This window comes from Streptomyces sp. NPDC053427, from assembly GCF_044544985.1.
Taxonomy (GTDB): Bacteria; Actinomycetota; Actinomycetes; order Streptomycetales; family Streptomycetaceae; genus Streptomyces.
The window spans coordinates 852845-866262 of record NZ_JBITYA010000001.1 but is presented as its reverse complement, the minus strand read 5'-3'; the positions used below and the strand labels follow the sequence as shown (position 1 = coordinate 866262).

At 71.4% G+C, this 13418-nt stretch carries 14 protein-coding genes; 13 read left to right on the top strand and 1 reads right to left on the bottom strand.

Features of this window, described 5'->3' with window-relative positions; all coding sequences use genetic code 11:
- The first annotated feature begins 167 nt into the window (after positions 1–167).
- From ACIGWZ_RS03400 to ACIGWZ_RS03365, 8 genes are all read left to right on the top strand, one after another.
- The gene (locus ACIGWZ_RS03400) at positions 168–704 is read left to right on the top strand and encodes a toxin-antitoxin system HicB family antitoxin (RefSeq protein ID WP_400060300.1); all 537 of its coding nucleotides are present in this window, start codon (positions 168–170) and stop codon (positions 702–704) included.
- Between the two features lie 91 nt (positions 705–795).
- Positions 796–1632: a DUF4097 family beta strand repeat-containing protein gene (locus ACIGWZ_RS03395; RefSeq protein ID WP_400060298.1), complete on the top strand. Its 837-nt coding sequence runs from the start codon at positions 796–798 to the stop codon at positions 1630–1632.
- A gap of 57 nt (positions 1633–1689) precedes the next feature.
- Complete coding sequence (locus tag ACIGWZ_RS03390; protein ID WP_400060296.1) at positions 1690–2694, top strand: ATP-binding cassette domain-containing protein; 1005 nt, start codon at positions 1690–1692, stop codon at positions 2692–2694.
- Positions 2691–3482, top strand: a complete 792-nt coding sequence (locus ACIGWZ_RS03385; protein ID WP_400060294.1) for an ABC transporter permease — start codon at positions 2691–2693, stop codon at positions 3480–3482. The genes ACIGWZ_RS03390 and ACIGWZ_RS03385 overlap by 4 nt, the downstream gene beginning before the upstream one ends.
- A 108-nt stretch (positions 3483–3590) precedes the next feature.
- Positions 3591–4856, top strand: coding sequence for a cytochrome P450 (locus ACIGWZ_RS03380; RefSeq protein ID WP_400060292.1), 1266 nt, complete (start codon positions 3591–3593; stop codon positions 4854–4856).
- Entirely contained in the window at positions 4834–5055 is a 222-nt protein-coding gene (locus ACIGWZ_RS03375; RefSeq protein ID WP_400060290.1) for a ferredoxin, read from the top strand. The genes ACIGWZ_RS03380 and ACIGWZ_RS03375 overlap by 23 nt, the downstream gene beginning before the upstream one ends.
- A gap of 198 nt (positions 5056–5253) precedes the next feature.
- Positions 5254–7434 carry a hypothetical protein gene (locus ACIGWZ_RS03370; RefSeq protein ID WP_400060288.1) on the top strand — a complete coding sequence of 727 codons (2181 nt, stop codon included), beginning with the start codon at positions 5254–5256 and terminating at the stop codon, positions 7432–7434.
- Between the two features lie 331 nt (positions 7435–7765).
- Positions 7766–8068 carry a hypothetical protein gene (locus tag ACIGWZ_RS03365; protein ID WP_400060286.1) on the top strand — a complete coding sequence of 101 codons (303 nt, stop codon included), beginning with the start codon at positions 7766–7768 and terminating at the stop codon, positions 8066–8068.
- 51 nt (positions 8069–8119) lie between these two features.
- On the opposite strand, the gene ACIGWZ_RS03360 is transcribed toward ACIGWZ_RS03365, so the two are convergent.
- The gene (locus tag ACIGWZ_RS03360; RefSeq protein ID WP_400060284.1) at positions 8120–8395 is read right to left on the bottom strand and encodes a hypothetical protein; all 276 of its coding nucleotides are present in this window, start codon (positions 8393–8395) and stop codon (positions 8120–8122) included.
- Between the two features lie 99 nt (positions 8396–8494).
- Between ACIGWZ_RS03360 and ACIGWZ_RS03355 the strand changes: the two genes are divergently transcribed.
- The 5 genes from ACIGWZ_RS03355 (at position 8495) to ACIGWZ_RS03335 (ending at position 13342) form a co-directional block, all read left to right on the top strand.
- On the top strand, positions 8495–8989 hold the full coding sequence (locus ACIGWZ_RS03355) for a hypothetical protein (RefSeq protein WP_400060282.1): 495 nt from the start codon (positions 8495–8497) through the stop codon (positions 8987–8989).
- Positions 8990–9293: 304 nt separating this feature from the next.
- On the top strand, positions 9294–9953 hold the full coding sequence (gntA, locus tag ACIGWZ_RS03350; protein WP_400060280.1) for a guanitoxin biosynthesis heme-dependent pre-guanitoxin N-hydroxylase GntA: 660 nt from the start codon (positions 9294–9296) through the stop codon (positions 9951–9953).
- 366 nt (positions 9954–10319) lie between these two features.
- A complete protein-coding gene (locus tag ACIGWZ_RS03345) occupies positions 10320–12131 on the top strand; it encodes a TIGR03767 family metallophosphoesterase (RefSeq protein WP_400060278.1) in 1812 nt (603 codons plus the stop codon).
- Between the two features lie 162 nt (positions 12132–12293).
- Entirely contained in the window at positions 12294–12797 is a 504-nt protein-coding gene (locus tag ACIGWZ_RS03340) for a hypothetical protein (RefSeq protein WP_400060276.1), read from the top strand.
- A gap of 146 nt (positions 12798–12943) precedes the next feature.
- Positions 12944–13342 carry a thiol-disulfide oxidoreductase DCC family protein gene (locus ACIGWZ_RS03335; RefSeq protein WP_400060274.1) on the top strand — a complete coding sequence of 133 codons (399 nt, stop codon included), beginning with the start codon at positions 12944–12946 and terminating at the stop codon, positions 13340–13342.
- The last annotated feature ends 76 nt before the right edge of the window (positions 13343–13418 follow it).

Genomic DNA, 13418 nt, shown 5'->3' with positions numbered 1-13418 from the left:
GGGGTGGCGCCACGGGGTGCCGTAGTGGTGCCACGTCGGCACGACGGGGCGCGAATCCCACATCACCGCAGCTCACAGCCCTGCGGCCGACAATCAGCAGCTCACTTGGCACCACGCATGCGCCATCTAGGCTTGCCATGGCGCCATAGTGGTGCCACTATGTAGCCATGGACCTGACCCCCTACGTCGACAACCTCCGCCACGAGCTCGCGGTCGCCGCGGACGCGGGCGGAGACGAAGCCCGCGCCCTGGCCGATCGGCTCACCGCACCGCTCGAGTCGGCCGCCCGGCTCACCCTGCTGAACGCGCTGTCGGCCGCCATGGACGAGATCACCCGTGAGCTGGCGCCGGGCTCGGTCGACGTAAGGCTGCGGGGGCTCGACCCCGAGTTCGTGGTGGTGCCGCCGGCGGGGCCCGAGGCGCACGAGGAGCGCGAGAGCGCCCCGAGCGGACCCCCGGCCCCCCTGCCGCCCCTGCCGCCGGTGGCGTCGGAGGGCGACGAGGGCGGCACGGCGCGCATCAACCTCCGGCTGCCCGCCCACCTCAAGACCCGGGCCGAGGAGGCCGCGGCCCAGGAAGGCCTCTCGGTCAACGCCTGGCTGGTACGGGCCCTCGCCGCCGCCGTGGAACCGGGCGACCGCGGTCGCCCCACCGGCCGCAGCAGCCGACGTGGCGGGCAGAGCTTCACGGGCTGGGTCCGCTAGCGACGGACCGCCGCACACCCTTCTCACCACCCGCCCGACCAGCGGGAATCCACACCTACGTCACCATCTACGCCAAGAGGACGAGACAGCCATGCCTGAATTCGACACACCCGATCCGATCTCCGCCACCCTGGAGTTCGACATCGGAACCGTCCGGATCACCGCCGGCAAGCGCACGCAGACCGTCGTCGAGGTACTGCCGAGGAGCAGTACCGAGGAGGCGGACGTACGGACCGTGCAGCAGACCCAGGTCACGTACTCCAACGGCAAGTTGCTGGTCAAGGGACCCAGGAAGCGCTCCCTGTTCGGCACGCCGGGGGCGCTCGAGGTGAGCATCGAGCTGCCGGCCGGCTCGGACGTCCGGGGCAGCTCGCCGCTGGGCAATTTCGTCTGCGAAGGGCCGCTCGGGGACTGCCGGATCAAGACCTCGGTGGGCGACATCCAGGTCGACGAGGCGGACACCGTTTCCCTCAAGACCAGCCACGGCGACATCCTCCTGGACCACGCGAAGGGGAACGCCGAGGTCGTCGGCGCGGGCCGCGTCGACATCGGGAAGCTCGCGGGCGCGGCGTCGGTCGGAAACGTCAACGGCGAGACCACGATCGCCGAGGTCGCGGGCGAGCTGCGGGCGAGTTCGTCCAACGGCCCGATCTCCGTCGGCGTCGCGCACGCCGGAGTCGAAGCCAAGTCCGCCAACGGCGGCATCCGGATCGGCGAAGTGGCGCGCGGCCGGGTCACGCTCCAGAGCGCCGCCGGAAACCTCGAGGTCGGCATCCGCGAGGCCACCGCCGCCTGGCTCGACGTGAACACCCGCCTCGGCAACGTACGCAACTCCCTCGGCGCCTCCGAAGGCCCCGCGCAGTCCGACGAGACGGTCGAGGTGCGCGCCCGCACCGGGCTCGGCGACATCGTGATCCGCCGGTCCTGACCGCCGCGGCGCACAGCGGCGCCGTGACCCTCCACAACAGAAAAGAGACAACGAGACATGGCTGCCCTGAACCCCTCGTCCACCACCGCCCCCGCGTCGGCGATATCCGCCACCGGGCTGCGGAAGTCCTACGGTGACAAGCTGGTGCTCGACGGCATCGACCTGCACATCCCCGCGGGGACGGTCTTCGCGCTGCTCGGGCCCAATGGTGCCGGCAAGACCACCACCGTGCAGATCCTGTCCACGCTCATCCCCGCGGACGCCGACGCCGGCGAGGCGTACGTCGCGGGCCACGATCTGGCCCGGCAGCCCGATGCCGTACGCGCCGCGATCGGCGTGACCGGCCAGTTCGCGGCGTTGGACAACCTGCTCACCGCCGAGGAGAACCTGCTCCTGATGGCGGATCTGCTCCATCTGGCCCGCCGCGAAGGCAGGCGGCGCTCCGCCGAGCTGCTGCGCCGCTTCGAACTGACCGAGGCGGCCAAGAAGCCGGTCGCCACCTTCTCGGGCGGTATGCGGCGCAAGCTCGACCTCGCGATGACCCTGGTCGGCAAGCCGCGCATCATCTTCCTCGACGAGCCGACCACCGGCCTCGACCCGCGCAGCCGCCGCACCATGTGGGAGATCATCCGAAGCCTCGTCGCCGAGGACGGCACGACCATCTTCCTGACCACGCAGTACCTGGAAGAGGCCGACCAACTCGCGGACCGGATCGCCGTGTTGGACCACGGCAAGCTGGTCGCCGAGGGCACCGCGGAAGAGCTCAAGCGCCTGATCCCCGGCGGCCACATCCGCCTCCGGTTCGCCGACACGGACGGACTCGAATCGGCTGCCGCCCTCTTCGGTTCCACCTCGTACGACACCGACTCCCTCACCCTGCACCTCCCCAGCGACGGAGGCATCCCCGCCCTGCGCGCCGTCCTCGACGGTCTCGACCGCGCGTCGGTCAAGGCCGAAGGCCTCACGGTGCACACCCCCGATCTCGACGACGTCTTCCTCACCCTCACCGGCCAGACCCGGACCGGCGCTGCGGCCGGCCTCCCCAAGGAGAACGCCCGATGACCACCCTGTCCTACGCCGCCAGAGACTCGATGACGATGCTGCGGCGCAACCTCAAGCATGCGCTGCGCTACCCGTCCATGACGGTCTCGGTCGTCGCCATGCCCGTCATGATGCTGCTGCTGTTCAACTACGTCTTCGGCGGCGCCCTGGGCAGCGGCATCGGCGGCACGTCCACGGGCGGCGGCAACTACATCGACTATGTCGCGCCCGGCATCATCCTGATGGCCGCGACCTCCGGGGCGCTGGCCGTGGCCGTCAGCGTCTGTTCCGATATGACCGAAGGCATCGTCAACCGGTTCCGCACCATGTCGATCTCCCGCGCCTCGTTCCTGACCGGGCATGTCCTCGGCAGCGTCATCCAGACGCTGTTCAGCATCGCCCTCGTCACCGGCGTCGCGCTCCTGATGGGCTTCCGGCCCAGCGCCACCCCCGTGGAGTGGATCGCCGTCGTCGGCGTGCTCGCCCTGCTCGTCCTGGCGCTCACCTGGGTGGCGGCCGCGATGGGGCTGGTGGCCAAGAACGTCGAGACGGCCAGCAACATGCCCATGCCGCTGACGTTTCTGCCCTTCCTCGGCAGCGCGATCGTCCCGCCGGAGTCGATGCCCACCGGGCTGCGCTGGTTCGCCGAGTACCAGCCCTTCACGCCCGTCATCGAGACGCTGCGCGGCCTGCTGATGGGCACGGAGATCGGCAACAGCGGGCTCATCGCGGTCGGCTGGTGCCTCGGCCTCACGCTGGCCGGCTACCTGTGGGCCCGTACGGCCTTCGCCCGCGGCACCAAGCGCTGAGCCGCCCGCCGCACAAGCCGCTCCGCCCCGTCCCGCGCCGCATCTTTCACCCGCAGCACCGCCACGCACGTCACCGTTCACGCACGTCACTTCACACCGGAGGACACCATGCACAACGAACCGCTGACACCCGCCCCCGGACACGAGGCCCAGGAGGCGGCACCGCTCTCCGAGCTGCCGGTCACCCGCCCCGAGGGCTGTCCCTTCGACCCGCCCGCCGAGCTGGCACGGCTGCGCGAGGAGCAGCCGCTGCGCCGGATGACCTACCCCGACGGGCACATCGGCTGGCTGGCCACCGGTCACTCCGTGGTCCGCGCGATATTGGCCGACTCCCGCTTCAGTTCCCGGTACGAGCTGATGCACCTCCCGATGGAGGGGGCGCCCGCTCAGCTGCCTCCCGCGCCGGTCGGCGACATGAGCGGGATCGATGCGCCCGAGCACACCCGCTACCGGCGGCTGCTCATGGGCAAGTTCACGGTCCGCCGGATGCGCGAACTGACCGCACGCGTCGAGCAGATCAGCGCCGAGTACCTCGACGCTATGGAGCGCCGAGGAGGCCCGCTGGACCTGGTGGAGGCGTACGCACAGCCCGTTCCCGCGCTGATGATCTGCGAGCTGCTGGGTGTGCCCGCCGACGACCGGGAGGTCTTCCAGCGTCATACGTTCACGGTGACCGACCGGAGCGTCGGTCTGGAGGACCAGATGGCCGCCTACACCGCGATCCAGGAGATCCTCCACGCGCTCGTACTGGCGAAGCGGGCCGAGCCCACCGACGATCTGCTCAGCGACCTGACCAGCAGCGATCTCACCGACGAGGAGCTCGCCGGCATCGGGACCTTCCTGCTGGGCGCCGGACTCGACACCACCGCCAACATGCTCGCGCTCGGCACCTTCGCGCTGCTGAGCAACCCGGAACAGCTCGCCGCGCTGCGCGACGATCCCGGCCTCGCCGACCAGGCCGTCGATGAGCTGATGCGCTATCTGACCATCGCCGACACCGGGATCCGGGCGGCACTGGAAGACGTCGAGCTGGACGGCCATCTGATCAAGGCCGGCGAGTCGGTCGTCCTCTCGTTCCAGGCCGCCAACCGCGACCCGGAGCGGTTCCCCCACCCCGACGTCCTCGACGTGCACCGCAAGGCCACCGGGCATCTGGGCTTCGGCCACGGCGTGCACCAGTGCCTGGGCCAGCAACTGGCCCGCGTCGAGATGCGCGTCGCCCTGCCGGCGCTCCTCACCCGGTTCCCGACGCTGCGGCTGGCCGTGCCGCCCGAGGAGGTGCCGCTGCGCACCCAGTCGAGCATCTACGGCGTGCACGGGCTGCCGGTCACCTGGGACGAGGAGGCGAGCGATGGAACTCCGCGTCGACCGTGAGCGCTGCTGCGGCGCCGGGATGTGCGCGCTGACCGCTCCCGAGGTCTTCGACCAGGACGCCGAGGACGGCCGGGTTCTGCTGCTGCTCCCCCGGCCGCCGCACGAGCACCGTGCGGCCGTCCGCGAGGCCGCCGGGCTCTGCCCCGCCGGGGCGATCTCCCTCGTGGAGCGGGAAGACGCCGGCTCCTCGGCACCGTAGCCGGTCCGGCCGACCCGGCCACGACACGTGAACAGAACGCCATCACAGGACAGCCGCCCGCTGCTCGGGCGGCTGTCCGCCGTGCGTCGGACACCGGCGTCCGGGCGACAGCGGCTTCCTGACCGGTCGGCGGGGCGGACGGAGCCGGGGCGCCGGGCGCTCGAAGGGCGTTGTCAGTGACGGACCGTAAGGTGAACCGTGACGGTCGATAGGGGGAGGCACGGCATCGTGGGACACCGGATCGAGGCGGACGGCTACACCGCTGAGCTGGACGACGACCTGGACTTCGTCTTCCGCAACCGCCGCGGCCGGCTGCTGAAGCAGATTCCCCGGCAGCTCGCCGCGGACGCGGGCATGGACCGGTTGCGCGCGGTGCGCCGGCTGTTGCTCCGGCAGGCCGGGGACGTACCGCCGCAGGCGCGGCGATGGTCCGCGGCCGGCCGGCAGGCACCCGAGGCGCTGGCCGCATGCGACCCCCTGTGGCGCCGTGCCCTCGATGCCGCGGGGGTCACGCTGGTGCCGGAGCCGGTGCGGGGTGGGCTGACGGCCCGTACGTACGCGCATCCGGACGACCACCGCACGGTGACGCATGTCGTCGAGGAGCGGCTGGCGCCCCTGCGCGACCTCGTCATGGCCCGGTACGGCTGGGCGTTGGCCGGGACGTTCGAGACGGGGATCCCGGAGGACGAGCAGGCCGCGCTGCCGTACCCCGAGCGCCTCATGGCCGCGTATCCCGGCCGGGAGGAGGAGGTCCTGGACATTGCCCTGGATCTCGACGGCGCCACGTGGGAATGGCAGACACTGCCGAAGAAGGACATCGACGCGGTCCTCGAGCAGCACGGTTCGGCCCCGCCCGCGCTCCTTGTCTCCTTCCTGGACGAGGTGGCCGACCGCTGTCTGAAGGCCGGGGAGACGCCGTACGCCAAGGCCTACTTCGGCCGGGCCCGCAAGACGGAGCGGGAAGCGGGGCTGAAGACCGATCAGCGGTGGCTGGCGGACCGGTACGCCGCCTATGCGGACGCCGACGCCCTCTCTGCCGCAGCGGTGCGGGCGCGGGGCCGCGAGCTGGGCGTCCGGGGCGGCGTCACCGCGCAGGGGGCCCGGGAGTTCCTGGACCTCCTGACGCGGCAGGCGACGGCCTACGGGGAGGTGTATGCGCAGATGGCCGCCGATGCGCGCAGGGTCGCCAAGGCGGCCGGTCTCGATCCCGAGGCGGAGTTGGCCGGGCTGCTCGGGCGCATCGGCTCGCATCTCACCCTCCACGACCACACCTTCTGGACCGACGTGCTGAAGGGCCGTGCGCTGGAGCTGCTGCTGGCGCGCGAACCAGGCTTCGTCCGGCGCATCGTGGCGCTGCGGCCCGTCCCGCACAACGGTCCCGAACTGTGGCTGACGTTGCTGGAGCGGTCCGGTGCCCTCGCCCAGCTGGCGGGTGAACAGCCGGGCCTGCCGGACGGAGAGGCGGCGCGCTGGCTCAGCGGCTGCCTGTGGCCGACCGCCCACCGGCGCGACGGTCGGCTCGGCGTGCTCTACGAGCTGACCGAGCGGCTCCTGCCGCGGCTGGCCGCCGACGGCGTCCCCGTGGAGCTGCCCTACTCGGCAAGGAAGGGGCGTCACGATACGCACGTCCCGCTCGATCTGGCCGACCTGCTGCTGGAACACGGCGTCCCCCTGGCCGATCCGCAGGAACGGCTGGGCTGCTTCGCCCCACGTCATCACCTGTATCTGCACAGCGAGCGCCGCCCGCAGCTGCGCCACCTCCTCGCCGAGCCCCGCTTCGCCGCAGAACTGCGCGCGACGCTGCGCGCCGAGCTGGACATGACCGACGAGTTCGCCCACAACAACTGGTACCAGCCGCACGAGGACAAGGGGTGGCGGGAGCCGCCCGGGCTCTTCGCGACCCGTCTCGGGCGGGACGTCGCGCGCACTTGGCTGGCCGACGAGCTGGCGCGGCTGCGCGCCGGAGTGGACCTCGAAGCCCTGGCGCTGCTGCTCGGCCGCTTGATGCTGGCGGGCGCCGTGGTGGACACGTACCTCAAGAGCGCCGAGGCCGCCGCGCGGTTCGCGTCCGTGGACATCACCGGTCTGTTGCTGGACGAGCTTCCCGAGGGGCTGGACCGTGCGGCGGCCGAGGAGCTGCTGGCCGCGACCCAGCCCCGGCACGTGTACCGGCATTCCACCTTCGCCGAGGCGACGGCCGTACGCGAACGCCTCGCCCGCGCCTACCCGTACGCCGTCGAGCTGCCCCGCGACGCCGCCTGGGCCCTGACCTGCGCCGCCAACTGCCGCGCCGGCCTGCCGCGCATCATCGCCCGACTCACCCCCGGGGCGACCGACGGTACGTCAGCCACCGCGGAACAGCAGCGCCCGGGCCCGTGACACGCGGCCGCGCGGCACCATGCGGTCCGCTGAAGCTTTCATCGGTGGCGCCCCGGGTGAGCCCGACCGCGTTCGGCGGGCTGAGTCCGTGTCAGCGCGTGCCGGGGCGGCCGTGGAGCCCATGGAACCCCGGCCGGAAGGCCGGTCCCTCGTGTCACGGCATACTGACGTGGCAACGTGACGTCACGCCAACTTTCCCTGTGCTTCGCCCTCTCGCATGCCGGCCGGTCCGTCCGCCGCCGTCGCAGCAGTCGCCGCCGACCACCGCATCCGAGAACCACGCCCCCGTCCACCCCGCGGCCCCGCACCCCTCAGAAGGACAGCCCCACCCGTGAAAAAGAGCGCGATAGCCGGCATCTGCCTCCTCACCCTTCTCCTGGCCGTCGGCATATACGAAGCCAGCGCCCTTACCAGCGACCCCCTGACCCTCGCCGAATTCAACGAGATCAAGGCAGGCAGCAGCCAGAAGGCCCTGCTCCACTACGCCAGCACCTGCCAGCAGGAATCCGAAGCCGGACATACCGATGGCTATCCCGTCACCTGGACCTGCTACGGCGCCGACGGCAGCAGCAATGCGGTGTTCTTCTACTCCGAGGGCGAACTGTTCAGCAAGACGCAGACGGGACTGCAATAGAGTCCGCGCCGCCGCGGCACAGCCGTGCGCCGCACCCTCGTGGAGCCGCGGTCAGTCGTCCGGCATCTCCGAGAGCCGGAAGGGCCCCGCGGCGCCGGGGCCGAACATCACGGGCAAGTTGCGGCCCAGCGGCACGACGACGAGCGGCTCGTCACGGTACTCGCGAAGGAATTTCTCCAGTGGCTCCCAGATGAGGGCCCGGTACCCGGACTCGGTCCGCTGCCGGTCGAAGGAGAGAGTGAGCGCGGACTCCCCCACCGTGACGCTCACAGCGTCCACCTCGAGCCACTCTCCACCGATCCAGGCTTCCAGCCTTACGTGCGACATGACGCAAGGGTGCCTCCCACCACGCGAAACCCGCAATCGGCCACGACCGGCAGCCGCCGTCTCAGTGGGTGGATTCCCTCCGTCTGGGAAGATCGCACGATGCTGCGAACCGTCGAGATCACCGCCGAGCTGACGAGCCCGCCGCGGAGCGAGCAGTCCCACAACCTCCACTGGCAGCGCACGCTCCAACTGAGCCTGGACTGTTTTATCTGCGGGCGCACCGGGCGCACCACTCGCTTCGAGCACGGCGAGGAACATGCAGTCTGCACGGGAGACCGGAGCGCGGAGCACCCCGCCGCGGCCCGCATCGCCGGCTTCGATGTCACCTCTGGACGGGACCGGCTGATGCTCCGGACCGTCGTCGACTACTGGTGGGCACCGTTCCACGACGCCAAGCGGGACCGGCCGGCACAAGCGCTGACGCGCGCCCCGTGGGTGCGTCTCCCTCTGGGATACCACTGTCCCCGGTCGCAGCGGACGGGATCCTTCAGCATCCAGAGCAACGTCGTCCGCCCGGTGAGCGAGGCCTGTGCGCACTGCGCCGACCCGCTCGCCACCGACACGCGGTCTCCCGGCATCCGGCTGCTGCCCTGACAGGCGTCCGGGGACGTCATAGGACATGACGCGACGGGGCGCGGCGGTGGGCGCAGCGACGTGAAATGGGACATACCGGGATGGATCGGGGATCTTCGAGGGCGGCTCGGGAACGCCGGCCGGCCGCGCGATCGACCCTGGTCGGGAGCGTGCGGGGAGGCGTCGGGCCCTTCCGGCCGCGGATGGCGTCAGGGCGGTCCGTCGTGGCGGCGTTCCGCTCAGGCTTGACGAAACGGCCATCTCCGATCTTGACTGCCGGGGTCCCCTCCACGGGTAGTGTCCCCTTACCAAAGGTCTCGCGAACATGACGGTTGACGCCTCCGCCGCCACTGAAGTCGGGCAGTTTCTTCTCGGCGACTCCTTTCCTTGCCTGGCCGGCCGCTCGGCTTGGCGGCAGGGCGGGATCACTCACCATCACTACACCTGGTTCGGGGATGATGATTCGGCCCGGCTGATGGCGTCCGACCTGCAGGCCTATGTAGAGGCGGTGGACTGGGACGCCAAGCCCTTCACGAGCTTCGTGGCCACCTTCTCGGGCCCCCTGATGGTGTCGGAGGTCGAGTTCGAGCGGCTGATGTGGCAGCAGCTGCAGGCCGTACATGATCACGACAGCCTTACGCACGGGTGGGCCGACGGCTACGACCCCGACCCGTCGTCCGGCGCCTTCGCCTACAGCGTCGCCGGGCACCCGTTCTTCGTGATCGGGCTGCACGAGACGCACAGCCGCATCGGCCGCCGCCCGCCCTTCCCGATGCTCGCCTTCAACTCTCACGCCCAGTTCGACCGGATAAAGGCCGCCGGACTGTGGGACCGGTTGCAGGAGAAGATCCGCAAGCAGGACATCGAGCTGCAGGGCAATATCAACCCCAATCTCGTGGAGTACGAGAAGCTGTCCGAGGCCCGGCGCTACTCGGGTCGGCGCAAGCCCGCCGACTGGGCCTGCCCCTTCTCGGCCCGGGTCTGAGCCCGGACGGCTCGCGCCTCAGGAACGGTCCCGGCCGGGGGCCGTGCCGGATTCCGGGGGTCCGCCGCCCCGGAATGCCCCGCCTTCCCTGCCGGGCCGCCGCACGGGTCGCCGCACCGGTTCCCTGCCGGGCCGCCGCAGGGATTCCCGGCCGGGTCGCCGCGCGGGCGGCGTCCGGGCGGCGTCGCCACCCACCAGGTCCTCTCTCGCCGGTTCCTCGACGGTCCGAACCGACAGGTGCGGGGCGTGCCGCATTCCGGCCCCGTTCAGTTTCCGGTCACGCTCACCGCACACGCTGTCGGAAGGAGATGTTCCGCTTGGTGACACCGCTGTGGCCGGAATGCCGGCCACAGCACGGAGGGCCCCATGGCCGGCAGCGAAACCACCAACCGTCGTCGATTCCTCTTCACCTCCGGTGCCGCAGTCGCCGGAGCCGGGGCCGGGTGGGCGCTGCCCGGTCAGCGCAGCGGCAGTGCGGCCGCGGACGCCCCGCCCCCACAGGCCGCCCCCGGCCCGCTCCCGGCCCGCTCAGGTGGCGGGCGAGCGGCACCGTACGGGGCCACGACCCTGGAGACAACGGCGCGCCCGGCCGGTGGCAGCGGCTACCGGCGCCTCGCCTCCGGCCCCGGCTGGCCGCTGGTCGTCCGGCCCGAGCTGGCAGCCGCGCGCCGCGGGCGTCAGGACCGGCGCACCGCGCTGGCATGTTTCGTGCAGTTCACCGACCTGCATGTGGCCGATGTCCAGAGCCCGCTGCGTACGGAGTTCCTGCGGGCACGGTCGGCGGGGTCGTGGCGGGCGCAGGAGGCGCTGTCGGTGGCCGGGGCGGTCTCGCTGGTGGAGCAGGTCAACGCGCTCGGCGGCGGCCCCCACACCGGTCGGCCGCCGGCGTTCGTGATGTCCACGGGGGACAACATCGACAACCACTCCGCGGTGGAGCTGGAGTGGTTCCTGACCCTCATGAGCGGCGGCCGCATCACGCCCAACACCGGCGACCCGGGCTCGTACGAAGGCGTGCAGAACTGCGGTCTCCCGCTGTACTGGCACCCTGACGCCGCGCTGCGCGACCAGGACAAGCGGCGTGGGCTGCCGCAGATACCCGGCTTTCTCGATGCCGCGCTCCGCCCGGTGGTCAGTCCCGGTCTGCGCGTTCCCTGGTACTCGACGCCCGGCAACCACGACGACCTGCCGGGCGGCTGTCTGGCGCCGCAGGATCCCGTGCTGCGGGATTACCTCACCGGGGCGCGGAAGCTGTTCTCCGTACCGGATACGGACGTGGCCGCTCTGGCCCAGGTGCTGAAGACCGGCGGCGACCCCAAGAGCACCGTGCTCAGGGACATCCTGCGCCGTAACGCCGCCGGGGCCCGGACCGTGACTCCCGACGAGCGCCGGCGCATGATCACCCCGCACGAGTACCTGCGCGCACACCTGGATCCGGCCTTCGCCGGAGCGGGGCCGGTGGGGCACGGGTACAGCGAGGACCATCTGGACGGCGAGCGGATGTACTACTCCTTCCCCGTGGCGGACGGAGTCCTTGGCATCAGCATCGACACCACGTATCGCAGCGGCCACTTCGAAGGCTCGCTTGGCAGTGACCAACTCGCCTGGCTGGAGCGGACGTTGGCGGCGCACAGCGCCCGGTATTACGACGCGGACGGGCGGCTGGTGCGCAATGCGGGGGCGGACGACGCGCACATCCTGGTCTTCAGCCACCACCACAGCCCCAGCATGACGCGGCGTCCGGACGCCGGACGTACGGAGGAGCGGCGGCACGACGGCGAGGAGGTGATCGCGCTGCTCGGCCGGTTCCCGAACGTCGTGGCATGGATCAACGGCCACAGCCACATCAACCGCATCACACCGCACGCCCACCCCACGGCCGCCCGGTCCTTCTGGGAGGTCAACACCGCCTCGCACGTGGACTATCCGCAGCACGCACGGCTCATCGAACTCGTCGACAACCACGACGGGACCCTCTCCCTGTTCGGCACCCTCATCGAATCCGCCGCCCCGCACCGCACGGACCTCGACGACCTGTCGGCCGTGGGCCTCGCGTCCCTCTACCGCGAGCTGTCCTTCAACGCGCCCGGTCTCGCCACCCAGATGTCCGGAGGCGTTCATGAGGCGATGGCGGGCGGTGCGGCGGACCGGAATGTGGAGCTTGTGGTGCGGGTGGCGTGACGCGGTCCCCGTGAGGCCCCTGCGACTCCAGTGGGACCCCGCGCGAAAGGGGGCTCGGCGCGCCGTGCGAAACAGGCTCAGTGCGGCGGTGCGGAAGCGGTGCGCTCGGGCGAACACCGGGTATCACCCTGGTAATCCGCCTTTGCGCCCTGGGAGCTGCTCATGAAGCACACCCATCCCCTGCCCGGCGACATCGGGCTCACCCAAATATCCGGCGTCACGGGCCAGTTGATCCGCTTCGGACAGTGGATCAACAAGGACGGCTTCGCCGACTACGAACACGCCTTCCTGGTCCTGCCCGACGACAGGCTGCTGGAGGCCGAGCCGGGCGGGGCCCGCATCGGCGCCCTCACCCGCTACAGCGGCGCCAACGTCCTCTACGTCTGCCCCTCAGGGCTCACCGAGCGGCAACGCACCGCCCTCTGCGAGGCGGCCACCGCGTACGTCGGGGTGCCGTACAGCTTCCTCGACTACTTCGCGATCGCCGCGCACCGCTTCCATCTGCCCGTTCCGGGACTGCGACGCTATGTCGCCAGCACCCGCCACATGATCTGCTCCCAACTCGTCGACCAGTGCTACCAGGACGCCGGTGTGCATCTCTTCGACGACCACCGGTGGCCCGGTTACGTGACACCGATGGCGCTGTACAACCTGCTCGCCCGCTGACCCGGCACGTGCCTGCGCGGCGGGACCGGCCCGCGCCGCCGCGCAGGCGTCCCGGTCCGGCCGCCGCGCGGGCCGTTGTCCGGCCCGGACGCCGTCGCGGTAGCGTTTCGTGCGGTGGTGTCGGCATGGGCAAGGGGGACGCGCAGATGGGGAAGCAACCGGTACTCGTCTATGACGGAGACTGCGCTTTCTGCACGTCCGCGGTGCGGTTCGCCGAGCGGCGCCTCCGCCCGCGCTGTACGGCCACACCCTGGCAGTTCGCCGATCTGACGGAGCTCGGCGTGAGCCAGCGGCGCGCCGAGCACGAAGTGCTGTGGGTGACGCCGACCGGATCGGTGTACGGCGGCGCCCAGGCCGTCGCCAAGCTGCTGCTGAGCGCGCGCGGCGGATGGCCGCTCGTGGGGGCGTTGCTCACCCTCCCGCCCGTGCGCTGGGTCGCCCACGGCGTGTACCGGCTCGTAGCGGTCAACCGCCACCGGATGCCGGGAGGTACGGCGGCCTGTGCGCTGCCCGCCGCCGCCCGCGCGCCACGGCGGGGCGCCTGACGGCGGCCGGAGGCGCCCGGTGACAGCCCTGCCACCGGGCGCCGCACGCCCCCCGTCGCCTCGCCTCCCCCGTCCC

Coding starts and splice junctions, on each gene's coding strand:
- ACIGWZ_RS03400 (WP_400060300.1), top strand. CDS start 168: ATGGACCTGACCCCCTACGTCGACAACCTCCGCCACGAGCTCGCGGTC.
- ACIGWZ_RS03395 (WP_400060298.1), top strand. CDS start 796: ATGCCTGAATTCGACACACCCGATCCGATCTCCGCCACCCTGGAGTTC.
- ACIGWZ_RS03390 (WP_400060296.1), top strand. CDS start 1,690: ATGGCTGCCCTGAACCCCTCGTCCACCACCGCCCCCGCGTCGGCGATA.
- ACIGWZ_RS03385 (WP_400060294.1), top strand. CDS start 2,691: ATGACCACCCTGTCCTACGCCGCCAGAGACTCGATGACGATGCTGCGG.
- ACIGWZ_RS03380 (WP_400060292.1), top strand. CDS start 3,591: ATGCACAACGAACCGCTGACACCCGCCCCCGGACACGAGGCCCAGGAG.
- ACIGWZ_RS03375 (WP_400060290.1), top strand. CDS start 4,834: ATGGAACTCCGCGTCGACCGTGAGCGCTGCTGCGGCGCCGGGATGTGC.
- ACIGWZ_RS03360 (WP_400060284.1), bottom strand. CDS start 8,395: ATGTCGCACGTAAGGCTGGAAGCCTGGATCGGTGGAGAGTGGCTCGAG.
- ACIGWZ_RS03355 (WP_400060282.1), top strand. CDS start 8,495: ATGCTGCGAACCGTCGAGATCACCGCCGAGCTGACGAGCCCGCCGCGG.
- gntA (WP_400060280.1), top strand. CDS start 9,294: ATGACGGTTGACGCCTCCGCCGCCACTGAAGTCGGGCAGTTTCTTCTC.
- ACIGWZ_RS03345 (WP_400060278.1), top strand. CDS start 10,320: ATGGCCGGCAGCGAAACCACCAACCGTCGTCGATTCCTCTTCACCTCC.
- ACIGWZ_RS03340 (WP_400060276.1), top strand. CDS start 12,294: ATGAAGCACACCCATCCCCTGCCCGGCGACATCGGGCTCACCCAAATA.
- ACIGWZ_RS03335 (WP_400060274.1), top strand. CDS start 12,944: ATGGGGAAGCAACCGGTACTCGTCTATGACGGAGACTGCGCTTTCTGC.